Annotated in this window: 17 protein-coding genes and 1 tRNA gene; 10 read left to right on the top strand and 8 right to left on the bottom strand. The window is 72.8% G+C overall.

All coding sequences use genetic code 11. The features are described 5' to 3' along the window. Positions 1-55 precede the first annotated feature (55 nt). A complete protein-coding gene (locus tag ACFP2V_RS29920; protein WP_381218425.1) occupies positions 56-1,966 on the bottom strand; it encodes an ABC transporter ATP-binding protein in 1,911 nt (636 codons plus the stop codon). 72 nt (positions 1,967-2,038) lie between these two features. Here ACFP2V_RS29920 and ACFP2V_RS29915 point away from each other — a divergent pair, with 72 nt between their 5' ends. The 6 genes from ACFP2V_RS29915 (at position 2,039) to ACFP2V_RS29890 (ending at position 10,592) form a co-directional block, all read left to right on the top strand. Beyond that, positions 2,039-3,058, top strand: a complete 1,020-nt coding sequence (locus ACFP2V_RS29915; protein ID WP_381218424.1) for a lysylphosphatidylglycerol synthase transmembrane domain-containing protein — start codon at positions 2,039-2,041, stop codon at positions 3,056-3,058. Positions 3,059-3,277: 219 nt separating this feature from the next. Continuing rightward, complete coding sequence (locus tag ACFP2V_RS29910; RefSeq protein ID WP_381218423.1) at positions 3,278-4,375, top strand: mechanosensitive ion channel family protein; 1,098 nt, start codon at positions 3,278-3,280, stop codon at positions 4,373-4,375. 198 nt (positions 4,376-4,573) lie between these two features. Further along, positions 4,574-6,793, top strand: coding sequence for an NADP-dependent isocitrate dehydrogenase (locus ACFP2V_RS29905; RefSeq protein ID WP_381218422.1), 2,220 nt, complete (start codon positions 4,574-4,576; stop codon positions 6,791-6,793). Positions 6,794-7,189: 396 nt separating this feature from the next. After that, positions 7,190-8,551: a bifunctional o-acetylhomoserine/o-acetylserine sulfhydrylase gene (locus ACFP2V_RS29900; protein WP_381218421.1), complete on the top strand. Its 1,362-nt coding sequence runs from the start codon at positions 7,190-7,192 to the stop codon at positions 8,549-8,551. After that, positions 8,548-9,699: a homoserine O-acetyltransferase MetX gene (gene metX, locus ACFP2V_RS29895; RefSeq protein ID WP_381218468.1), complete on the top strand. Its 1,152-nt coding sequence runs from the start codon at positions 8,548-8,550 to the stop codon at positions 9,697-9,699. The genes ACFP2V_RS29900 and metX overlap by 4 nt, the downstream gene beginning before the upstream one ends. Before the next feature lie 95 nt (positions 9,700-9,794). Beyond that, positions 9,795-10,592 carry an N-formylglutamate amidohydrolase gene (locus ACFP2V_RS29890; RefSeq protein ID WP_381218420.1) on the top strand — a complete coding sequence of 266 codons (798 nt, stop codon included), beginning with the start codon at positions 9,795-9,797 and terminating at the stop codon, positions 10,590-10,592. A gap of 65 nt (positions 10,593-10,657) precedes the next feature. On the opposite strand, the gene ACFP2V_RS29885 is transcribed toward ACFP2V_RS29890, so the two are convergent. Genes ACFP2V_RS29885 through ACFP2V_RS29875 form a run of 3 tightly spaced genes read right to left on the bottom strand, consistent with a single transcriptional unit; the run spans position 10,658 to position 13,259 of the window. Further along, entirely contained in the window at positions 10,658-11,188 is a 531-nt protein-coding gene (locus ACFP2V_RS29885; protein ID WP_381218419.1) for a hypothetical protein, read from the bottom strand. A gap of 5 nt (positions 11,189-11,193) precedes the next feature. Further along, on the bottom strand, positions 11,194-11,769 hold the full coding sequence (locus ACFP2V_RS29880) for an RNA polymerase sigma factor (RefSeq protein ID WP_381218418.1): 576 nt from the start codon (positions 11,767-11,769) through the stop codon (positions 11,194-11,196). Positions 11,770-11,828: 59 nt separating this feature from the next. Then, positions 11,829-13,259, bottom strand: a complete 1,431-nt coding sequence (locus tag ACFP2V_RS29875; RefSeq protein ID WP_381218417.1) for a S8/S53 family peptidase — start codon at positions 13,257-13,259, stop codon at positions 11,829-11,831. Between the two features lie 244 nt (positions 13,260-13,503). On the opposite strand from ACFP2V_RS29875, the gene ACFP2V_RS29870 reads away from it, so the two are divergent. Next, a complete protein-coding gene (locus ACFP2V_RS29870) occupies positions 13,504-16,095 on the top strand; it encodes a CHAT domain-containing protein (protein ID WP_381218467.1) in 2,592 nt (863 codons plus the stop codon). A 37-nt stretch (positions 16,096-16,132) separates the two neighbouring features. Here the strand turns inward: ACFP2V_RS29870 and ACFP2V_RS29865 are convergent, their stop codons facing one another. Further along, the gene (locus ACFP2V_RS29865) at positions 16,133-18,019 is read right to left on the bottom strand and encodes a helix-turn-helix transcriptional regulator (protein ID WP_381218416.1); all 1,887 of its coding nucleotides are present in this window, start codon (positions 18,017-18,019) and stop codon (positions 16,133-16,135) included. 171 nt (positions 18,020-18,190) lie between these two features. On the opposite strand from ACFP2V_RS29865, the gene absR1 reads away from it, so the two are divergent. Then, a complete protein-coding gene (gene absR1 / locus ACFP2V_RS29860; protein ID WP_381218415.1) occupies positions 18,191-19,276 on the top strand; it encodes a beta-glucuronidase AbsR1 in 1,086 nt (361 codons plus the stop codon). A 190-nt stretch (positions 19,277-19,466) separates the two neighbouring features. Here absR1 and ACFP2V_RS29855 read toward each other — a convergent pair whose 3' ends face one another. Then, on the bottom strand, positions 19,467-19,913 hold the full coding sequence (locus tag ACFP2V_RS29855) for an Lrp/AsnC family transcriptional regulator (protein WP_381218414.1): 447 nt from the start codon (positions 19,911-19,913) through the stop codon (positions 19,467-19,469). A gap of 93 nt (positions 19,914-20,006) precedes the next feature. Here ACFP2V_RS29855 and ACFP2V_RS29850 point away from each other — a divergent pair, with 93 nt between their 5' ends. Both ACFP2V_RS29850 and ACFP2V_RS29845 read left to right on the top strand, forming a co-directional pair. Next, entirely contained in the window at positions 20,007-20,825 is an 819-nt protein-coding gene (locus tag ACFP2V_RS29850) for an LLM class flavin-dependent oxidoreductase (RefSeq protein WP_381218413.1), read from the top strand. After that, complete coding sequence (locus tag ACFP2V_RS29845) at positions 20,822-21,256, top strand: nucleoside deaminase (protein WP_381218412.1); 435 nt, start codon at positions 20,822-20,824, stop codon at positions 21,254-21,256. Before ACFP2V_RS29850 ends, ACFP2V_RS29845 begins: the two co-directional genes overlap by 4 nt. Before the next feature lie 71 nt (positions 21,257-21,327). Here ACFP2V_RS29845 and ACFP2V_RS29840 read toward each other — a convergent pair. After that, positions 21,328-21,401 (bottom strand) — tRNA-Pro (locus tag ACFP2V_RS29840). Positions 21,402-21,443: 42 nt separating this feature from the next. Beyond that, the gene (locus ACFP2V_RS29835) at positions 21,444-22,205 is read right to left on the bottom strand and encodes an Ldh family oxidoreductase (protein WP_381218411.1); all 762 of its coding nucleotides are present in this window, start codon (positions 22,203-22,205) and stop codon (positions 21,444-21,446) included. Positions 22,206-22,237 lie beyond the last annotated feature (32 nt).

The raw sequence follows: 22,237 nt of genomic DNA, 5'->3' as shown, positions 1-22,237 counted from the left end.
GCCGACCTCGATCCCGGGGTCGGCGGCGGCGCTGTGTGACGGGCCGGGCGGGGGCCTACACCGCCGCCGGTGCGCTGCGGCCGTGGCCGGGGCCGGGGTCCGCCGGCCGGGGGGCGAACCGGGTGTGGTGCAGTGCGGCGTAGCGGCCGCCGGCCTCCAGCAGTTCCTCGTGCGTGCCCCGTTCCACGATCCGGCCGGCCTCGACGACCAGGATCCGGTCCGCGGTCCGGACGGTGGACAGCCGGTGGGCGATGACGAGGGCCGTCCTGCCCACCAGTGCCTCCGTGAGCGCCTCCTGGACGGCCGCCTCGGAGGTGTTGTCCAGGTGGGCGGTGGCCTCGTCGAGGAGGACGACCCGCTGCCGGGCGAGGAGCAGCCGGGCGATGGTCATACGCTGGCGCTCACCGCCGGAGAACCGGTAGCCGCGTTCCCCGACCACCGTGTCCAGACCGTCGGGCAGGGACCGTACGAGGTCGTCCAGGCGGGCGCGGCGCAGCGCGTCCCAGAGTTCGGGCTCGCTCGCCCCGGGTCCGGCCAGGAGCAGGTTGGCACGAACGGTGTCGTGGAAGAGGTGGCCGTCCTGGGTGACCATGCCGAGGGTGTCGCGCAGCGATCCCGCGGTCAGGTCCCGGACGTCGACGCCGCCCACCCGCACCGCGCCCGAGTCGACGTCGTAGAGGCGCGGGAGCAGCTGCGCGATGGTCGACTTGCCGGCGCCGGAGGAGCCGACGAGGGCCACGGTCTGCCCGGGTTCGACACGGAAGGAGATGCCGTGCAGGACCTCGGCGCCACCGCGCGTGTCCAGGGCGGCGACCTCCTCCAGGGAGGCGAGGGAGACCTTGTCCGCGGACGGGTAGCCGAAGCGGACGTCGTCGAACTCGACGGAGACCGGGCCGTCGGGCACGTCCCGGGCGTCCGGCTTCTCCTCGATGAGCGGCTTCAGGTCCAGCACCTCGAAGACCCGTTCGAAGCTGACCAGGGCACTCATCACCTCCACCCGCGCCCCTGCGAGGGAGGTCAGCGGCGCGTACAGGCGGGTCAGCAGCAGTGCCAGGGACACGACCGCGCCGGGCTCCAGGGAACCGCGCAGGGCGAGGTGGCCGCCGACGCCGTAGACGAGGGCCAGGGCGAGGGCGGAGACGAGGGTGAGCGCGGTGATGAACACGGTCTGGGCGGTGGCCGTCCGTACGCCGATGTCCCGGACCCGGCGGGCGCGCACCGCGAACTCCTCCGACTCCTCCTGCGGGCGGCCGAAGAGTTTGACCAGGGTGGCGCCGGGCGCCGAGAAGCGCTCGGTCATCCGCGTGCCCATGGCCGCGTTCAGGGCGGCGGCCTCGCGCTGCAGCCCGGCCATGCGGCGGCCCATGCGCCGGGCGGGAACCACGAACACCGGCAGCAGCACCAGGGCGAGCAGGGTGATCCGCCAGGACAGGGTGAGCATCACGGCCAGGGCGAGCACCAGCGTGACGACGTTGCCGACCACGGTGGACAGGGTGTTGCTGAAGGCCCGCTGGGCGCCGATCACGTCGTTGTTGAGACGGGAGACGAGCGCGCCCGTACGGGTGCGGGTGAAGAACGCGACCGGCATCCGCTGCACATGGTCGAAGACGGCGGTCCGCAGATCGAGGATGAGTTCCTCGCCGAGCGAGGCCGACAGCCTCCGGCCGAGGATGCCGAGGGCCGCCTCCACCACCGCGATCAGCGCGATGAGCAGGGCCAGCCGGACGACCGTAGCCGAGTCTCCGTCGGACACGATGGTGTCGACGACGCGTCCGGCCAGTACGGGGGTGGCGACGGCCAGCAGCGCGGTGGCGGCTCCGAGCAGGACGAAGAGGGTCATGCGGCGGCGGTGCGGGCGGGCGAACCCCGCGATGCGGCGTAGCGTTTCCCGCGCGAAGGGGCGGCGTTCCTCCTCGGCGTTCATGACGCTGTGCAACTGGGTCCAGGCGGTGGTCTCCATGCTCATGCCGGAGAAGGTAGAACCTCAAGCATTGTTGAGGTCAAGGCCCGCCACTCGTTCGGGGCATATGAGGTCCGTATGACGCTCCAGCAGCCGCTGCCCAGCCGTAAGCCGCCGTCCGGCCTGCCGCCACCCGCAGTTGGCGCGGGGCGGAAAGGCTACCTTGATGTGACGCGGACCATCCGCAGGATCCTGTACGTCCTTCCCCTGCTGCTCGTGACCGTGGCCGCGGTGCGGCAGCGGTCGGTGCTCGCCGACGGCTTCGTCCATCTGGGCACCGCGCGGTGGCCCTGGCTGCTGGCCGCGGCCGGCTCGACCTGTCTGACCTGGGTGGCCGCCGCGTGCACCCGGCAGGGCGCGGTCCTCGAACGGCTCCCCGCGCGGCGGCTGCTGGCCACGCAGTTCGCGGCGGGCGCGGCCAACCATCTGCTGCCGACGGGGCTGGGGGCGAGCGCGGTCAACCTGCGGTTCATGACGGTGTGCGGGCTGTCCCTGACCCGCTCCTCGGCCGCCCTCGCGCTGTATCTGCTGGCGGAGTCCATCGGCCGGGTGGCCCTGCTGGGTGCGCTGCTCGTCGTGTTCCCGGACGTGCTGCGCCCCGGATCCCTACCGCCCGAGGGCGCGTTGGGCCCCCTGCTGCTCGTGCTCGGCGCGGTGCTGGTCGCCACGGCGGCCGTGCTCGCGCTCGTACGGCGGGTACGGACGGCCGTGCTCTCCTTCCTGCGGACGGCACTCGGCGAGGCCCGGTCGGTGCACACCCGGCCGTCGAGGGCACTGGCGCTGTGGGGCGGGGCGCTCGCGTTCCCGGCGCTGCAGGCGGCGTCGCTGATCCTGGTGGGGCTGGCGCTGGGACTGTCGGTGCCGGTCGCGCACATGGCGGTGGCGTATCTCGCGGCGACCGTCGCGGTCGCGCTGGTGCCCACGCCGGGCGGCCTCGGTTCGGTGGAGGCTGCCCTGATCGTGGCGCTGGTCGCGGTGGGCGGGGCGGCCGCTGTGGCCACGGCGGTGGTGCTGGCGTTCCGGATCGTCACGGTGTGGCTGCCGTTGCTGCCCGGAGCGCTGACGCTGGGCGCGCTGGTGCGGCTGAAGGTGATCTGACCAGGGCGGCAGCAGGGCGCCTCCCGGCCACGGCGTGGTACGAACTGCCCTTTCGGATACGGCAGGATGAGCGATCGTGCCGACCGCCGGCCGGCCGGTTCTGCACGGCGCACCCTCCCGGGCCGCACTCTCCCGGACACCCCCGAACGCGAGCAGGTGACGAGACGTGACACGACATCACATACGCCCCACGGCAAGGGTGCTCGCCGGAGGTGAGCGATGACGCGCGCGCTCACCATGAACGATGTGCTGTTCGCCGGTATCGCGATCGTCGCGGGCCTGGTCGCGGCGTTCCTGCTGCGCATGCTGCTGCGCTGGCTGGGCCGGCATGCGGACCGGACCCAGTGGCGCGGCGACGACGTCGCCGTGGACGCCCTGCGCATGATCGCGCCGTGGGCGGCCCTCGCGGGCGGTGCCGCGTCCGCGGCGGCCACGCTGCCGCTGACCCGGACCGTGCAGCACCACGTCAACCAGACGCTGACGGTGCTGGTCATCTTCGCGGCGACGCTGTCGGTGTCACGGGTGGTGGCCGGCCTGGTGCAGTCGGTGACCCAGGCCCGGTCCGGTGTCGCCGGCTCGGCCACGATCTTCATGAACATCACCCGGATCCTGGTCCTGGCGATCGGCTTCCTGGTGGTGCTCCAGACGCTGGGCATCTCCATCGCCCCGATGCTCACCGCTCTGGGCGTCGGCGGTCTGGCGGTCGCGCTGGCGCTCCAGGACACGCTCGCCAACCTGTTCGCGGGCATCCACATCCTCGCCTCCAAGACCGTCCAGCCCGGTGACTACATCCGGCTGAGCAGCGGCGAGGAGGGCTACGTCGAGGACATCAACTGGCGTCAGACGACGGTCCGCGCGCTCTCCAACAACCTGGTGGTCATCCCCAACGGGCAGCTCGCGAAGACGAACATGACCAACTTCATGCGTCCCGAGCAGGAGCTCACCATCCTGGTGCAGGCCGGAGTGTCGTACGACAGCGACCTGGAGCAGGTCGAGGAGGTGACCAAGGAGGTCGTCACCGAGGTGATGACGGAGATCACCGGTGCGCTCCCGGAGCACGAGCCGGCGGTACGTTTCCACACCTTCGGCGACTCCCGCATCGGATTCACCGTGATCCTCGGCGTCGGCGAGTTCAGCGACCAGTACCGGATCAAGCACGAGTTCATCAAGCGCCTGCACCGGCGCTACCGCGAGGAGGGCATCCGCATTCCGTCGCCCGCGCGGACGGTGGCGTTGCAGCAGGGCTCGGTGGTGTTCCCGCAGCAGCGCGGCACCGAGCCGGAGCCGGGCGACATGACGGCGTTCCGCCCGGTGTGACGCACGGCCCCGGTGTGACGCAGGGCGGGCGCGGCCCGCGGTGGGCGGGCGCGGCGGCCGCCCACCGCCGGGGTCCGAAACCCATGGGAGCCGACACCGTCGGCCCCCATGCGGTCCGGACCCCTGTCGAGCTCAGGGCGCGTACGGGATATCTTGATGTCGAGCAATGTTGCAGACGGACGTGGAGCGGAGCACCCGGTGACTGACTCGACCATCATCTATACGCACACTGACGAGGCCCCCGCACTGGCGACGTATTCGTTCCTGCCGGTGGTCCGGGCGTACGCCTCACAGGCCGGTGTCCCCGTGGAGACGCGTGACATCTCGCTGGCCGGACGCATCATCGCCGTGTTCCCGGAGCACCTCACCGAGGACCAGCGCATCCCGGACGCCCTCGCCGAGCTCGGTGAGCTGGCGAAGACCCCCGCGGCCAACATCATCAAGCTGCCGAACGTCTCGGCGTCGATCCCGCAGCTCAAGGCCGCGGTCGCCGAGCTCCAGGGCCAGGGCTACGCGCTGCCGGACTACCCGGACGACCCGAAGACCGACGAGGAGCGCGAGATCCGCGCCCGCTACGACAGGATCAAGGGTTCCGCCGTGAACCCGGTCCTGCGTGAGGGCAACTCCGACCGGCGCGCCCCCGCCTCGGTGAAGAACTACGCCAAGAACCACCCGCACCGCATGGGTGCCTGGAGCGCCGACTCCAGGACCAATGTGGCGACGATGGGCGAGAACGACTTCCGCTCCACCGAGAAGTCCGCGGTGATCGCCGCGGACGGCGCGCTGCGCATCGAGCTGGTCGGCGACGACGGCACCACCACAGTGCTGCGCGAGTCCGTACCCGTCCTGAAGGACGAGGTCGTCGACGCCTCCGTGATGCGGGTCGCCGCGCTGCGCGAGTTCCTCATCGCGCAGGTCGCCCGCGCCAAGCAGGAGGGTGTGCTGTTCTCCGTGCACCTGAAGGCCACGATGATGAAGGTCTCCGACCCGATCGTCTTCGGCCACGTGGTGCGCGTCTTCTTCCCGAAGACGTTCGCGCAGTACGGCGAGCAGCTCGCCGCGGCCGGCCTCAGCCCGAACGACGGTCTGGGCGGCATCTACAAGGGCCTCGAGGGCCTGCCCGAGGGCGCGGAGATCAAGGCGTCCTTCGACGCCGAGCTCGCCGAGGGCCCGGCGCTGGCGATGGTCGACTCCGACAAGGGCATCAGCAACCTGCACGTCCCCTCGGACGTCATCGTGGACGCCTCCATGCCGGCCATGATCCGCACCTCCGGCCACATGTGGGGCCCCGACGGCCAGGAGGCCGACACCCTCGCGGTGCTGCCGGACTCCAGCTACTCCGGCGTATACCAGGCCGTGATCGAGGACTGCCGCGCCAACGGCGCCTTCGACCCGTCCACGATGGGCTCGGTCCCCAACGTCGGCCTGATGGCGCAGAAGGCCGAGGAGTACGGCAGCCACGACAAGACCTTCGAGATCCCGGTCACCGGCACCGTCCGCCTGGTCGACCAGGCCGGCGACGTCGTCCTGGAGCAGACCGTCTCCGCCGGCGACATCTTCCGCGCCTGCCAGACCAAGGACGCGCCGATCCGCGACTGGGTGAAGCTGGCCGTCACCCGCGCCCGCGCCACCGGCTCCCCGGCCGTGTTCTGGCTGGACGAGACCCGCGCCCACGACGCCAACCTGATCGCCAAGGTCGAGCAGTACCTGGCCGAGCACGACACCGAGGGCCTGGACATCCGCGTCCTGAACCCGGTCGAGGCCACCAAGCTGTCGGTGGAGCGCATCCGCCGCGGCGAGGACACCATCTCGGTCACCGGCAACGTGCTGCGCGACTACCTCACCGACCTGTTCCCGATCCTGGAGCTGGGCACCAGCGCCAAAATGCTGTCGGTCGTCCCGCTGATGGCGGGCGGCGGCCTGTTCGAGACGGGTGCGGGCGGTTCCGCGCCCAAGCACGTGCAGCAGCTGGTCAAGGAGAACTACCTGCGCTGGGACTCCCTGGGCGAGTTCTTCGCCCTGGTGCCGTCCCTGGAGCAGTTCGCCGAGACCACGGGCAACACCCGCGCCAAGGTCCTCGCCGACACGCTCGACCGGGCCACGGCGACCTTCCTCAACGAGGACAAGTCCCCGAGCCGTCGCCTCGGCGGCATCGACAACCGCGGCAGCCACTTCTACCTGTCCCTGTACTGGGCGCAGGAGCTGGCCGGGCAGACCGAGGACGCCGACCTGGCGAAGGCCTTCGCCCCGCTCGCCGAGACCCTCGCCACGAACGAGCAGAAGATCGTCGACGAGCTGATCGCCGTCCAGGGCAAGCCGGTCGAGATCGGCGGCTACTACCAGCCCGACCCGGCCAAGGCCGCCGCGGTCATGCGTCCGTCCACCACCTGGAACGAGGCGCTCGCGTCGCTGAGCTGACGCGAGCAGGCAAAGGATCCACTGGCTCCGCCCCGGTCGGCATGACGCCCGGCCGGGGCGGAGCCGTGTTCGGCGCCGGCCGGGCCGGCGGGCCGTGCCCCGGTCACATCACGTTCGTGAACGCCGCGTGAAGAGACCGACCACTTACTGAGACGCCATCTCATTTTCAGCCCCCCTCGTCGTAGCATCGAGCTGGTGACACGCTGCCACCGCGACCGCGCACGTGTCACCACTACGGCGTGTCGCGCGAGAAGCCGACACCTACGTCGGCACGTGGTCTTTCCCGACGCCCTGATCCCCAGGGACATCCGGCACGCCCCCGCACCCCACCGGTACATCCGCGGATCCGCACGCCCACCCGTCGTCCGCGCCCGCACTGCGCACGAGGAGCACACCGTGAGTCAGCCCACCGAACCCGCCCTCGCCGGTCACACTCCCGAGGAGACGTCCACCGGTCCCGACATGTCGGCCTGGTCGTTCGAGACGAAGCAGATCCACGCCGGCGCCGAGCCCGATCCCACGACCGGGTCCCGGGCCACGCCGATCTACCAGACGTCCTCGTTCGTGTTCCGGGACACCCAGCACGCGGCCGACCTCTTCTCGCTGGCGGAGCCGGGGAACATCTACACCCGCATCCACAACCCCACCCAGGACGTCTTCGAGCAGCGCGTCGCCGCCCTGGAGGGCGGTGTGGCGGCGGTGGCGCTGTCCTCGGGGCAGGCCGCGCAGACGCTGGCCCTCCTGACACTCGCCGGGGCCGGCGACCACATCGTCTCGGCCTCCTCGCTGTACGGCGGAACGTACAACCTCTTCCGGCACACCCTGCCGAAGTTCGGCATCGAGGTGTCCTTCGTCGACGATCCCGACGACGCCGATGCCTGGCGGGCGGCCGTCCGGCCGAACACCAAGGCGTTCTTCGCCGAGACGCTGGGCAATCCGCGGGGCAACGTGCTCGACGTGCGGGCGGTCGCGGACGCGGCGCACGGGGCGGGCGTGCCGCTGGTCGTGGACAACACGCTCCCCACGCCCTATCTGCTGCGCCCGCTCGAGCACGGCGCGGACATCGTGGTGCACTCGGCGACGAAGTTCCTCGGTGGGCACGGCACCACGCTCGGCGGAGTGGTCGTGGACGGCGGCACCTTCGACTTCGGCGCGCACGCCGAGCGGTTCCCGGACTTCACCGAGCCCGACCCCAGCTACCACGGCCTGCGCTACTGGCCGGCGCTCGGGCCCGGTGCGTTCGCGATCAAGCTGCGCGTCCAGTTGCTGCGCGACCTCGGACCGGCCATCGCCCCGCACTCCGCCTTCCTGCTGCTGCAGGGCGTGGAGACGCTGAGCCTGCGCATGGAGCGGCAGTCCGCCAACGCGCAGGCGCTGGCGGAGTGGCTGGAGCAGCGTGACGAGGTGGCGGTGGTGCACTACCCGGGCCTGCCGTCCAGCCGCTGGCACGAGGCAGCGCGGACGTACCTCCCCCGCGGTGCCGGCGCGGTGTTCTCCTTCGAACTGAAGGGCGGTGTCGAAGCGGGCAAGCGGTTCGTGGACGGTGTGGAGCTGTTCAGCCACCTCGCCAACATCGGTGATGTGCGCAGCCTGATCATCCACCCGGCGTCCACCACCCACAGCCAGCTGGACGAGGAGCAGCTCGAGGCGACCGGCACCGCGCCGGGTCTGGTGCGGCTCTCGGTCGGCATCGAGAGCCTCGTCGACCTCACGGCCGACCTGGAGTCCGGTTTCCGCGCGGCCAAGGGTGCCCCCTGAGCGCCTTCGCAGCCTCCGGAACATCGGTTCCCCTCCCGTCGGCCACCGGGGCCTGGCAGGAGGGGGACCCGCCCGGACGGCGTCAATGGCATGTCCTCGGTACGCCGCTGCCACTGGAGGCGGGCGGTGAACTCCCCGGTGCGGAATTGGCGTTCGAGACCTGGGGGCGGCTTGCGCCGGACGGGTCCAATGCCGTCCTGGTGCTGCACGCGCTCACCGGTGACAGTCATGCGGCCGGACCGGCCGGCCCCGGTCATCCCACGGCGGGCTGGTGGGACGGGCTGATCGGGCCCGGGCTGGCCCTCGACACCGACCGCTGGTTCGTCGTCGCCCCGAACGTGCTGGGCGGCTGCCAGGGCAGCACGGGACCGGCCTCGCCGCGCCCCGGCGGGCGGCGCCGGTGGGGCGATGCCTTCCCGTACCTGACCCAGCGGGACCAGGTCGCCGCCGAGGCCCGGCTGGCGGACGCGCTCGGCGTCGGGACGTGGGCGCTGGTCGTCGGCGGTTCGATGGGCGGGATGCGTGCCGTGGAGTGGGCGGTGACGCATCCGGACCGCACAGGGGCACTGCTGCTGCTCGCCACCGCGGCGGCCGCGAGTGGCGAGCAGATCGCCTGGTCCACCCTCCAGCTGCACGCCATTCGCAGTGATCCGCACTGGCGCGGCGGCGACTACCACGAAACCGGCCGGGGCCCGCACGCGGGACTGGGGATCGCCCGCCGCATCGCCCACGTCACCTACCGGAGCGAGCCGGAACTGTCGGCCCGGTTCGGCCGGGAGCCGCAGGGTACGGAGGATCCGTGGCGCGGCGGCCGGTACCAGGTCGAGTCGTACCTCGACCACCACGCGGTCAAGCTCGCCCGGAGGTTCGACGCGGGCAGCTACGTGGTGTTGACGGAGGCGATGAACGGCCACGACGTGGGACGCGGCCGGGGTGGCGTCCCTGCCGCCCTGCGCCGGGTGACCGCGCCCGCGCTGGTGGCCGGGGTCGACTCGGACCGTCTCTATCCGCTGTCCCAGCAGGCCGAGCTGGCCGAGCACCTTCCCGGTGCCGACCGGCTCAGAGTGGTGGAGTCGCCCTACGGACACGACGGTTTCCTCCTCGAGACGGAACAGGTCGGCGCGCTGATCCGCGAGTTGCTGGGGTAGTCGGCACGGCGGCCCCCGGCCCCGACGTGTTGTCAGTGGTGTGTGGCACCTTGATCATGCCGTGCACCACTGACGAACCCTCCTGGAGCAGCCCGATGGCCGACACCCCGCAGTCCTACGATCTCCTCCCCGGAGCCGGGGACTCCCCCGTGATCCTCCATGTGCCGCACTCCTCGCGGGAGATACCGGCCGAGGTGCGGTCCGGGATCGTACTGGGCGACGCGGAGCTGGAGCGGGAGCTGGACCACATCACCGACGCGCATACCGCCGCGATCGCCGAGGCCGCCGCCGAGGCAGCCGGGATCACTCCGTGGCGGTTCGTGAACGGGCTGTCCCGGCTGGTGATCGACCCCGAGCGATTCCCGGACGAGCGCGAGGAGATGCTGGCGTCCGGGATGGGCGCGGTCTACACCAGGACCACGCACAAGGAGGCGCTGCGGCCCGACGGGTTCGACCACGGGCCGCTGATCGAGCGGTACTTCCGTCCGTACGCACAGGCCATGACCCAGGCGGTGGCGGACCGTCTGGCGGCCACCGGGCGGGCCGTGATCATCGACGTCCACTCCTACCCCACCGCGCCCCTGCCCTACGAACTCCACGGCGCGGGCCCGCGCCCGCCGGTCTGTCTGGGCACCGACGCCTTCCACACGCCGGCCGGTCTGCTCGACGCGGCCCGCGAGGCGTTCGCGCCCTGCGGAGGGACGGGACTCGACAGCCCCTTCGCCGGGACGTACGTGCCGCTGGAGTTCCACGAGAAGCGGGCGGAGGTGACGGCGCTGATGGTGGAGATCCGCAGGGACACGTACATGACCGAGCCGGGCGGCCCCGCGGGCCCGGGCCTGCGGAACCTCGCCTCGGCTCTCCGGACCCTGGTGGAGGCCGTGTCGCGCTGACCGGGTGCCCTTCCCGTCACCCAGTCACCCGGGCGTAGCGCGCTGCGCCCGGCCCGGGACACGGGTCAGGTGCGCAGCCACTCCGTCTCGACCACGTCCCCCGCGGTCCGCAGGCGCAGGGCGAACGGGCCGGAGGGCGGGGCGGCGCCGGTGAAACGGCCCATGTCGTCGGCGGTAAGGGAGGAGCCCGGCTGGGGTCCGCCCAGCACCTCGATCCGGGCCGGCTGGGGCGGCATCAGTTGCCCCATCAGGCCGTGCGCGGTCACCTCGACGTCCACGGTCACCTCGCCCACGCTGAAGGTGAGCATCCGCGGCGGGTCCTCGGCCCCTCTGACCGGGATGGCGTCGACCAGCGAGTCGAAGCTCAGCTCGGCCACCTTGGTGTCCAGGTCGTGCAGCGCGTAGGCGTCCACGGCGATCTGCAGCAGCGCCGGCGGCAGCGGGTCCAGGACGGCGGCGGCCTGTCGGAGTTCCTCCTCCAGCAGGTCGGCGTCGACCTCGCCGCCGACGGACTCCGCCGTCCCGGCGTGCTCGTCGAACGCGCCGTCGTCGAGGTCGTCGTCCATGCCGTCGCCCATACCGTCCGTACCGTCCATGCCGTTCACATCGCCCCCCGCGCCTCGAGCCGGGCCCGCAGCCGGCGCAGACAGCGCTGGCGCAGGGGCCCGATACTGCCCACCGCGATACCGAGCGCGGCGGACACCTCCTGATAGCTCGGCGGCGGCGAGGCGATCAGCACGCGCAGCAACTGCCTGCACCGGTCGCCGAGTTCCTCGAACTCCTGCCACATCCGCCGTACCCGTTCGCTCTGGGCGGCTGCTTCCTCCGCCTCCAGCAGCGACTGCTCCGGTGTGCCGTCCTCGCTGACCCGGTCCAGGAGCTGCGGGTCGTCCGTCAGGGTCAGCCGGCGCGCGTTCCTGAGCACCTTCAGGCACTCGTGCCGCGCCGTGCTGGCCAGCCAGGCGCCCGTCTTCTCCGGTTCACGGATCCGCCCCAGATTCTGGGCGAAGCGGAACCACACCGTCTGGTAGACCTCGTGCGCGTCGGCGTCGGAGAGCCGGTGGGCGCGCACCACGGACCACACCAGAGGGCCCAGCCCCTCCACGATCGACTTCCAGGCCGCCGCGTCACCGCCGGCGGCGGACTGGACCAACGCGCCGACATCACTACGGTCCACTGCCCCACCCCTCGTGTACGGCACGTCATCGTACGCCGTGGAGGGGGCGGTTCCGCACCTCATGTCCGGGTGGAGGGGAGCGCGACCGGCGTGGGGCTCCAGGTGGCCGGGATGAGTGCCGGTACGTTTGCTCCGCGCACCTCGGCGACCTCCCTGTTCCCGTCCATCAGCTGCGTCCGGGCCTTGCGCGGGTCGGTCTCGGCCCGAGCGGTCATGTGGGCGGCGATCATGCCGACGGCGACGGGGGTGGCGAACGAGGTGCCGCTCCACTGGGCGAGGCCCTCGAACATCACCTGGTCCGGCTTGCCGGAGCCGCCCTCGTCGCTCAGGACGCCGGTGTGCCGGGGGTGCCGGCAGGTGCAGGCGTAGCCGAAGCCGTAGCGGCAGGTGTCGTAGGTGGAGTGCTGGTAGACGTACGGCACGGGGGTCTCGAAGCCGGTGAGCGCGCTGGTGAGGCGCTCGCCGGGAGCGTAGGCCTTCACCCAGGCGCCGTGGTTGCTGAAGCAGGCGCCGAACTCGCCGTCGCCGCGCAGGGCCCCGATCGACAGGACGGCGTTCTCGAAGCCGGGGAGGTCGGCGTAGGCGGCGGGCCAGAACGGGGTGGCGCTGGAGTTGTTGCCGGCGGCGGCGACCAGCAGGGTGCGCTGCTGCCGGAGTTCCCGCATGAAGGCGTCGATGCCGAGCAGTCCGTCGGTGCGGCCGTTGGAGGTGCCGGCGGAGAGGCTGATGACGTCGGGCCAGCCGTCTTGGTCCACGGCCTCGAACAGCTTCTCGCCGAACTCGGACTCCAGGATGGCACCGGCGTCGTTCAGGGTGCCGCGGACGGTGATGTCGGTGTTGGGGGCGACGGCCGCGACGAGTCCCGCGATGAACGTGCCGTGGCCGCAGTACTGCCTCAGGATGCCGTCGTCCCCGCACTCCTCGACCTGGGCGTCGCCCCGGGTGTGGGCGAGGAGCGGGTAGGACCGGTAGTCGTTCATGAGGCCGGTGTCGATGACGAGGACTCCGACGGCGCTGTCCGGGGTGTGGGCTCCGTCGGCGACGGCCGGGTTGGGCTGTGCGTCGGCCTCCACGGGCACGGGCTCGTCGCCGGGGCAGGCGTTGACCGCGATCGACACCACGTGGTTGCGGCTGACCAGCCGGCGGCCGGTGCGGCCCTCCGGCTCCCGCAGGGCGCGCAGGGCGCCCGCGACGGCGGGGTCGCCGCCGCCGTCGCCCTGCCCGGGGTCGGCGACCTGGATGCGCGTGATGCCCGAGCGGTTGGTCTCCGGGCTCGCCCGGCGCACATGATCGGCGGTCAGGCCCGCGAACGTGGTGAAGTGCTGCCGCACGGTGTCCTCGACCAGGCGGGCCTCCTCGCCGTCGCGGGCGAGCACGACGCCCTTCTCGTAGAGGAACTCTCCCGCGTCGTCCGGGCCGATCGCCAGGGGGACGTCGGGCATGGAGCGCTGGATCTGGTCGTACTGCTCACGGAATCGCTGTGGTGCCATGGCGTGTCCTCCACCGGGGCGAGGGCGGCCGAGGCCGCGGAAGCTGTCGTAGAGCGGAGTGGGTGTCGGGCGGTGTCGTCGTCGGGGAGTGGATGCCGGGCCGGGCAGTCGGTGAACGGTGCGTCGTGAATCAGAGTCGTGAGGCGGCCCTTTGATACAACATCGCACCTGTGAGGCACGGTTGCGGAGCACTACCATCCATGAGGTGACAGCGGGAAGCGAATCGGTGCTGGAGCTGCTGCCGATGGTCTTCGCCGACCCGGGCGAAGCCCTGGCGAGGGCGGAAAACGTGCTGGGCGGCCGTCCCACGCCGCTGCACGCGTCCGTCGCCCACCAGGTGATCGGCATCTGGCAGCGGGACTTCGGCGACATGCGGCTGGCCCTGACGCACCTGCGGCGGGCCCGGGACTGGGCGGCGCGCGCGGACTCGGCCGAGCGGGAGGCGGACGTCCTGGGCACCCTCGGGGTGGCGCTGGTGCACGCGGGGCGCACCCGGCAGGGCCTGGACGCCCTGGGGCGTGGCGTCGAGCGCGGTACCGGGCACACGCGCGCGCGTGTGCTGTTCCGGCGTGCCTACTCGTGGTGGGTGCTGGGACATCACAAGGAGGCGCTGGAGGACGTACGGCGGGCCATCACCGTGCTGCGGCAGGTGGACGACGTGATCTGGACGGCGCGCGCCCTGACCCTGCGCGCGACGGTGCATCTGGCGCTGGGTGCGGTGAAGCAGGCGAACGCCGACTTCACCGCGGCGGAGGCACTGTGGGACACCACGGGCCAGGAGCACGACAAGGCGGACGCCGTGGAGAGCCGGGGTCTTGCCGCGTTCCGCTCCGGTGACGTCCCGGCGGCGCTCAGGCTGTTCGACGAGGCGGAGGAGCGCTACGCCAAGCTCGGCACGCCGACGTTCATGCTCGACATCCGGCGCTGCGAGGTGCTGATGGCGGCGGGACTGGCGTCCGAGGCGCTGGCGGGGGCGGACGCGGCGGTCAAGGCGCTCGACGGGATCGGCGGCCAGTCCACCCGCAAGGCGGAGCTGCTGCTGGCCGCCGCGCGGGCCGCCCGGCTGGCGGACGACCCGCAGACGGCGATCGCCCGCGCGGCGCTCGCCGTACGGCTGTTCGCGGGGCAGCGGCGCACCTGGTGGGAGACGCACGCACGGCTGGTGTCGATCGAGGCGCGGCACGCGGCCGGGCGCGGTTCGGGACGGCTGGTCGCGGAGGCGGCGACGGTGGCCGACCGGCTGGCCGCGCTGGGCGCGCCGGCCGCGCCGGAGGCGTCGCTGCTCACGGGCCGGATCGCGCTGGGTCTCGGCTGGACGGCGGACGCCGAGCGGCATCTCGCGGTCGCCGCCCGCAGCAGACGCAGCGGGCCTCCGCTCGCACGGCTGACGGGCTGGGCCGCGCAGGCGTTGCGGGCGCAGGCGGCCGGGTCCGCGCGGGGTGTGCTGGAGGCCTGCCGGCGGGGGCTCGACGTGCTCGACGACCACCGGATGACGCTGGGCGCGTCGGAGCTGCGGGCGCGGGCCACCGCGCAGGGCGCGGAGCTGGCCGCCCTGGCCCAGCGGGCGAGCCTGGTCTCGGGCGGGCCGCGGCGGCTGCTGGTGTGGAGCGAACGCTGGCGGGCCACCGCGCTGTCCACGCCACCCACCCGGCCGCCTGCCGACCCCGCGCTGCTCCGCGGCATGACCGCCTACCGGGAGATCGCCGCCCGCGCGGAGGAGGCCCGGATGGACGGCAGGGCCGTGCCTGCGCTGGAGCGGGAACAGCGGCGTCTGGAACGGGAGATACGCTCCCGCACCCTGCACATGCGGGGCACGACGGCCGACGGCCGGGGCCGGTTCGACGTCGGGGGCCGGTTCGACGTGGGCAGGCTGCTGCGGCGGCTGAGCGACAGCGGTGACGGCCGGCTGGTGGAACTCGCCGTGCTCGACGGACGGGTGCAGGTGCTGCTGTGCGGGCAGGGGCGGGTGCGGCGGTTCGAGGCGGGTCTCCTGGCCGCGGCGGAGATCGAGGCCGAGCATGTGCAGGCCGGGCTGCGGCGCCTCGCCCATCCGGGGGCCCAGGCGCGGCTGCCGGTGGTGGAGGCCGCGGGCCGGCGTCTGGAGGAGCTGTTGCTGGGTCCGGCGGCGGCGCATCTGGGCACCGGCCCGCTGGTGGTCGTACCGCCGGGGCGGCTGCACCGGGTGCCGTGGGCGCTGCTGCCGTCGCTGCGGGACCGGGTGCTCAGTGTGTCGCCGTCGGCGAGCGGCTGGCTGCGCGCGCGGGAGACCGTGCCGCCGTCCGGAGGCCGCCAGGTGCTGGTGCGCGGTCCCGGGCTCGCGACGGGCGGTGCGGAGGTGCCGGAGCTCGCCGGCCGGTACGGCGGGGCGAGGGTCCTGGAGGAGGACGACGCGAGGGTGGAGCGGGTGCTGGAGGAACTGGATGGGGCCGAGCTGGCGCACATCGCCGCGCACGGCGAGTTCCGCGCGGACGGTCCGCTGTTCTCCTCGCTGCGGATGGCCGACGGGCCGCTGATCGTGCACGACTTCGAGCGGCTCGACCGCAGCCCGTACCGGATCATCCTGTCCTGCTGCGACACCGCGCGGTTCGCCAGTGTGGGCGCCGACGAACTTCTGGGCCTGGTCACGGCGTTGCTGCCGCTCGGCACGGCGGGCGTGGTGGCGTGCAGCGCGCCCGTGAACGACGCGGCGGTGGTGCCGCTGATGATCGCGCTGCACAAGGGGCTCGACGCGGGGCTGTCCCTGGCGGAGGCCCTGCGTGATGCGCGGGCCTCGCTGCCGGGCGACGCGGTGCACCGGGCCACCGGGTGGGCGTTCTCGGCGTTCGGCGCGGCCTGAGCCGAGCGGACGGCCCTCCGATGCGGAGTACGACGTGTCAGGCGGGCTGGGCCTCCCGGCATTCGGTCAGGCGGGGATCGGCCAGCCGGGGATCGGCCAGCCGGGGCAGGGCGGCGCGGTCGCTGGCGCCGAGGCGGGTGTAGGCGCTGTACAGGTGGTTGCCGACGGTGCGGATCGACAGGGTGAGGCGTTCGGCGATCTGCCGGTTGCTGAGCCCGGTGGCGGCGAGGGTGACGATCTGCCGTTGCCGTGCGGTGAGTTCACCCAGGACCAGACCGGCGAGTGCCGGGGTGCGGGCACCCTGGCAGCGACGGGCGAGGGCGACGGCACGCGTGCGCGCGGTGCGGGCGGCGCCCGGGTCGCGGTGGGCGGCGGCGGCCTGGGCGTACGCCTCGGCCGCGAACAGCAGGAAGCCGCGCCGCTCCAGTTCGCCGGCCGCGCGGTCCAGGGCGGGACCGTCGGCGTGCGCGAGGGCGTCGGCGTGGGCGGCGAAGACACCGGTGAGCCGCCCGGCGGCCCGCCCGGGGGTGCCCAGGCGCACGGCGTCATAGGGGTCGTGAGTGGCGTGGGTGGCGTGCCGACCGCTCGTGCGGGCGGCCGACTGGGCTTCGGCGAGGGCGAGTTCGGCTCTGGCTCCGGCGACCGCCCCGGCCTCGGCTCCGGATCCGGCTCCGGCTTCAGCTCCGGATCCGGTTGGGCCGGAGGGTGCGGAGGCCGCCGTGCGCAGTCCCTCGCGGGCCCATGCGGCGGCCTCCCGTACTTCGCCCCGCAGCCGCGCGTACCGGGCCCGCAGTGCCGCGTACCCGGCGGGCACCGGGACACCCTCCGCGACCAGCCAGTCCCCCACGGGCGCCGGGACGGCCCGGACGTCGGCCTGGCCGATCAGCGCGGTGAGGGCAGCGGCCTCGGCGTCCAGGGCGGGTCCGTACTCCTCGGGTGCGCGGGCCAGCCGTTGCGCCCGCAGCCTGCCGGCCGCGGCCCGCAGGACGGGGCCGTGCAGGGGGTGGGCGAGACGGACGGCGCCCTGGTCGTCGACGTGGACCAGGCCGTCGTCCTCCAGACGTTCGAGGGCGGCGAGGTCGAGGGGGCCAGGGCCCACCGGGCCGGCGACCGGGTCCATCGGGCCCTCCGGTCCCGGCGGGTCGTCCAGGTTCACCGGCAGGGGTTCGGCGAAGGCCAGACGGTCCAGCGTCTCGCGTTCGCCGGTGCCCCTACGGGTGAGCAGGTGGGCGGTGTGCTCGCGGACGGCCGGTGTGAGCGGCACCGGGCCCCGCCAGGCCCACTCGTCCGTGCCCGGTACACGGGTGAGGTCCTCGTGTCCCCGCAGTGCCCCCAGGAGTTCGCGCAGCAGCCGCAGGTCGCCGCCGGCGAGGCGGTGCAGCCGGTTGGCGGTGAGAGGCTCCGGGGCCCGGCCCGCGCCCACCGTGACCAGCTGTGCGGTCTCCTCCCGGGGCAGCGGCCCCAGGGGCAGCCGGGGCAGCAGCTCGCCGGTCCACAGCCGGGACACCGCGGCGGGTACGGGAGCTCCGTCGGTGACGACGATCAGGAGCCGGGTGTCCGACCGCACGGCGAGTTGATGGACCAGGGCGGCGGAGGAGTCGTCGAGCAGGTGGGCGTCGTCGACCAGCAGGGTCCGCACTCCGGACAGGAGCCGGACCGCGCGGTGCAGGGTGACCGATCCGGGCAGCAGAGGGGCGAAGGCGGCGAACGGCATCCGGTGGGCCTGCGGGATTCCGGCGATCCGGGCGCAGTCGGTACCGCGGACGGCCTCGGTGACGAGCCGGGTCTTGCCCCGGCCCGGCGGCCCGGTCACCACGAGGCCACGCCGGGCTCCGGCCAACGACCGGCGGGCCAAATGCAGTTCGTCCTCCCTGCCGGTGAAGGGCCAGAGCGGCAGGGGCTCCAGCGCCACCGCCTCCCTCATGGACGGCGTCTCCTCCCTCTCGTGGGGCCAAAACGGCGTGTACGGCGTGATCGTGTTCCCCGGTGAAGTCGTCACATCAACAGGAGCGGGGATACTCACGCCTGATACAGGGCGAGTTGAGTAGGCCCCGACTCAGGCGCCGGGGAACGTCCGTGGGGCACCCTGTTCGCCATGACCCCTCGCTACTGCTCGCTGACGCGGCAGCCGGCCCCCGCCTTCGCGCCGGGGCTCGCCGCCGAGCGGCTCGGTGCGCTGACCGCCGGGCGGCGGATGTGGGTCAACGGCACCGTGCTGCACTACTGCTTCTTCCGCGGCGACACCGACGGGTCGGTCATCCCCGTGCCGGGAACCGGCCGGACCCGGTGGGTGTCGTGGAGTGGCACCAGGCCGCAGCAGGACGTGGTGCGCGAGTGCTTCGCCGAGTGGCAGGGCCTCGGGATCGGGCTCACCTTCACCGAGGTCCGTGACCACTCGGAGGCGGAGCTGCGCATCGGCTTCCAGCCCGGCGGCGGCTCCTGGTCGGCCGTGGGCAAGGAGGCGCTCCTGGCGGGTCTGCACGACCGCACCATGAACTTCGGCTGGGATCTGACCGAGTCCGGGGAGCGTGGGACGGCCCTGCATCAGATCGGTCACGCCCTGGGCATGCTGCACGAGCACCAGAGCCCCTGCGCGGGTCTCCACTGGGACGACGAGGCCGTGTACGCCGAGCTGGCGGGCCCGCCCAACCACTGGAGCCGGGAAAGGACGCACCACAACATCCTGCGCAAGCTGGACGCGAACGAAGTCAACGGCCCCGTCTGGGACGCCGATTCGATCATGGGGTATGCCTTCGCGCCGGGGCTGATACTGGAACCGGAGCAGTTCCGCGGGGGCGTCCATCCGCCCGGCACGCTGTCCGCGGCGGACAAGGAGTTCGCCCTCGGCTGGTATCCGCCGGCCGAACGGCCGAGCCCGCCCACGCTGGTGCCGTTCCGCTCGGTGCCGCTCGGCCTGGGCGCCGGCGAACAGGCCGACTTCCCCATCGACCCGGTGGAGACCCGCGACTACACGGTGGGCACCTTCGGCGACGGCGACCTGGTCGTCGTGCTGTTCGAGGAGCGGGGCGGGGAGCCCCGCTACCTCGCCGGGCACGACGACGGAGGGACCCCGCACAACGCGTCCCTCTCGGTCCGGCTCGTCAAGGGCCGCCGCTACTTCGTCCGGATCCGCCTGTACTCCGCACGGGGTTCGGGCGAGACCGCGGTCATGTGCTGGTAACGGCACCGGTCCGCTGACACGGACGCCACGACCACTTTCCGGCGCCGGGGGAGCGGTCGGGGACGGTCACCTTCGGGGGAGGGTGACCGTCCCCGACCCACGCCACGTCCGGGAGAGCGGCGGCCGGCCGCCTGCCCGCCGACCGTCTCAGGGCCGGTCGACTGCCCACCGGTCGCCGGCCCGCCGCCGGTCACGGCCGGCCGGGCCCCCGAAAAGGCATCGTCTGGCTGTAGACGACACTGGTCGTCGTGCTGCCGAGGCCGGCCAGCTCGTCCATGAGCGCCTCCAGATGCCCCATGGACGTCGCCGCCACCTTCAGGGTGTAGCAGTCGTCGCCGGTGGTGCGCAGACACTCCAGGATCTCCCGTCGCCCGGCGAGCAGTTGACGCAACGGCTGATGGCGGTTGCCCGGGTACTTCAGGCGGACGAGGGCAAGCACGGGGTAGCCGGCCTTCGCCAGGTCGACCACCGCGTGGTAACCGGTGATGACACCTCGCGCCTCCAGTTGCCGCACCCGTTCCGTGGTGGCCGAGGAGCTGAGGCCCACCCGTCGGCCCAACTCGCTGAGGGAGATCCGCGCCTCCCGCTGCAGCAGCTCGAGGATCACCCAGTCGACATCGTCAAGATCAACGGCCATATCGCGATCCTACCGGCAGATTCACGAGATAACACGGTCAGGACAGGGAGAATTCGGTTCCGCGACGCCGGATCGCCGGTATAGCTTCGAGGCATGCATCTTGGCGTCAACGTACCGAACTTCGGGCCCGGGACCGATCCCGGCGTCCTTCGCGAGTGGGCACGGATCGTGGAGGGGCTCGGCTTCGACCTCCTCATGATGTCGGACCACGTGGCCGTCACCCCGGACGTGGCCGAGCGGTACCCGGAGCCGTTCTACGAACCGTTCACCGCGCTGTCCTGGCTGGCCGGCGTCACCACCCGGCTGCGACTGGGCACGACCGTGCTCCTCCTGCCTCTCCGGCATCCGCTGCTGGTGGCGCGTATGGCCACGAACCTCCACCGCATCAGCGGCGGCCGGTTCGTGCTGGGCGTGGGCGTCGGCTGGTCACGCCAGGAGTACGAGGCGCTCGGCGTGCCGTTCTCCGCGCGCGGCAGACTGACCGACGAGCATCTGGCCACCCTGCGCGACACCTGGCACACGGAGACCGGGGACGGCACCCCCGCGATCCCCGTCTGGGTCGGCGGCAACAGCGAGGCCGCGCTCCGGCGCGCCGTACGGTTCGGCGACGCCTGGCATCCACTGCGGGTCGGCGTTCCCCGGCTGCGCTCGGCCCTGACGAACCACTCGCTGCCGGCCGTCACGCCCCGCATCGCGCTGCGGATGACCACCACCCCCGTCGAGGACCCCGAGCGGCCTTTGGGCATCGGCACCCTCGAGCAGATCCTCGACGATCTCGAGCAGCTTCACCGACTGGGCGCCGACACCGTCGTCCTCGACCCCTATCACGGAGATCCGGAGGAGACCCGTCGGCCCCACGAGGCCTGGCGGGCGCTCACCGCCGTGGCCACACACTGGAGCGCACCATCATGATCACGACCGCCGACGAGAGACTTCTGCGGCGCGCGATCGCCGTCGCCGCCCACGCCCTCACCCTGGGCGACGCACCGTACGGCTCGCTGCTGGCCGGCCCCGACGACACGATTCTCGCCGAGGCCCACAACACGGTGCGACGCGATGGCGACATCAGCGCCCACCCGGAACTGAAGCTCGCCCGCTGGGCCGCCCGCGAGCTCGACGCCGCCACCGCCGCACACACCACCCTGTACACCAGCTGCCAGCCGTGCACCATGTGTGCCGGGGGCATCGTCCGCTCCGGTCTCGGCCGAGTCGTCTACGCCCTGTCCACCGAGCAACTCGTCGGACTCAACCCGGAGTCGGGCGCCTGGCCGACGGTGGAGCAGCACGGCCCAGCCCTCTTCGACGAGGCACGACTCCCCATCGAGGACCACTACCGGACGTGACCGCACCCAAAACGGCCGAGAGGTCGTGCCGGATTCCCCCGACACGACCTCTGACCTGCGACTCTCTCAAGTCGGGACGACAGGATTTGAACCTGCGACCCCTTGACCCCCAGTCAAGTGCGCTACCAAGCTGCGCCACGTCCCGATGCGTTCCGCGCGGCGTACCGCGTGATCACGTAGGCCAACACTACCGCATCCGGAAGGCGGCCCAGGGACGGAGGGTGCGGGGGCCTACGGCCGCTGCTCGGGCGGCGTGACTCCCGGCCTGGCCGCGCTCTCCGGCAGCTCGCGCCACACCTTCGGTGTCACCGGTACTCTCCGTTCCCCGCGCTCGGCGGCCGTGGCGGCGCTGCGCTCCCCTGGGTGGAACACCCCCTCGGCGCCCCCCCGCGACCGGCAGGCCCTTGACGGCCGCCGGCGTGGTGTCGACGGCGCCGACGAACGCCTCCGGGTCATCGAAGGCCGCCGGGTCGAGGGCGGTGAACAGGGCGTTCTGCCGGTGCTTGCGGCCGGCGGGGTCCTCGGAGCGGAAGGCGGCGAGGATCGGCGCCCCCACGAGGACGCTGGTGAGCAGTTCGAACGCCAGCGACATCCCGGAGCCCTTGGCGCCGCCGAGCGGCAGCGGCATGACCGCCTGCGCCGGGTCTGTGGTGGGTGTACCGTCCGCGGTGGCGGCGGCTCCCTCGGGAAGCGGTGTGCCGTTCGCCTTCGCCTTCGCCTTCGCCTTCGCCTGGCGGATCTTCCCGAGGGCGATGGTGGCGGTGGCCATGCCGAGCACCAGCGGCGCGTGCGCGCGGGCCGGCACGGCGACGGCGAGCGGGCCCGTCGCCACGGCGGGCCCCTTGGCGCCGGTGTACGCCATGTTCGGCATGCCGGCGACGAACCCGAGGCCGATCAGGCCCTCTTCGGCGATCCGCGCCACGTAGTGGCCGATGGCGCCGGTGTGCACGGTACGACGTACGGCGACGGAGGCGATGCCGG

The sequence above is a fragment of the Streptomyces incanus genome (genome assembly GCF_042656345.1).
GTDB classification, from domain to species: domain Bacteria; phylum Actinomycetota; class Actinomycetes; order Streptomycetales; family Streptomycetaceae; genus Streptomyces; species Streptomyces incanus.
The sequence above is the reverse complement of the archived record's forward strand: the minus strand, read 5'-3'. Positions and strand labels throughout refer to the sequence as shown.

Coding starts and splice junctions, on each gene's coding strand:
- ACFP2V_RS29920 (WP_381218425.1), bottom strand. CDS start 1,966: ATGAGCATGGAGACCACCGCCTGGACCCAGTTGCACAGCGTCATGAAC.
- ACFP2V_RS29915 (WP_381218424.1), top strand. CDS start 2,039: ATGACGCTCCAGCAGCCGCTGCCCAGCCGTAAGCCGCCGTCCGGCCTG.
- ACFP2V_RS29910 (WP_381218423.1), top strand. CDS start 3,278: ATGACGCGCGCGCTCACCATGAACGATGTGCTGTTCGCCGGTATCGCG.
- ACFP2V_RS29890 (WP_381218420.1), top strand. CDS start 9,795: ATGGCCGACACCCCGCAGTCCTACGATCTCCTCCCCGGAGCCGGGGAC.
- ACFP2V_RS29885 (WP_381218419.1), bottom strand. CDS start 11,188: ATGGACGGTACGGACGGTATGGGCGACGGCATGGACGACGACCTCGAC.
- ACFP2V_RS29875 (WP_381218417.1), bottom strand. CDS start 13,259: ATGGCACCACAGCGATTCCGTGAGCAGTACGACCAGATCCAGCGCTCC.
- ACFP2V_RS29870 (WP_381218467.1), top strand. CDS start 13,504: ATGGTCTTCGCCGACCCGGGCGAAGCCCTGGCGAGGGCGGAAAACGTG.
- ACFP2V_RS29865 (WP_381218416.1), bottom strand. CDS start 18,019: ATGAGGGAGGCGGTGGCGCTGGAGCCCCTGCCGCTCTGGCCCTTCACC.
- absR1 (WP_381218415.1), top strand. CDS start 18,191: ATGACCCCTCGCTACTGCTCGCTGACGCGGCAGCCGGCCCCCGCCTTC.
- ACFP2V_RS29855 (WP_381218414.1), bottom strand. CDS start 19,913: ATGGCCGTTGATCTTGACGATGTCGACTGGGTGATCCTCGAGCTGCTG.
- ACFP2V_RS29850 (WP_381218413.1), top strand. CDS start 20,007: ATGCATCTTGGCGTCAACGTACCGAACTTCGGGCCCGGGACCGATCCC.
- ACFP2V_RS29845 (WP_381218412.1), top strand. CDS start 20,822: ATGATCACGACCGCCGACGAGAGACTTCTGCGGCGCGCGATCGCCGTC.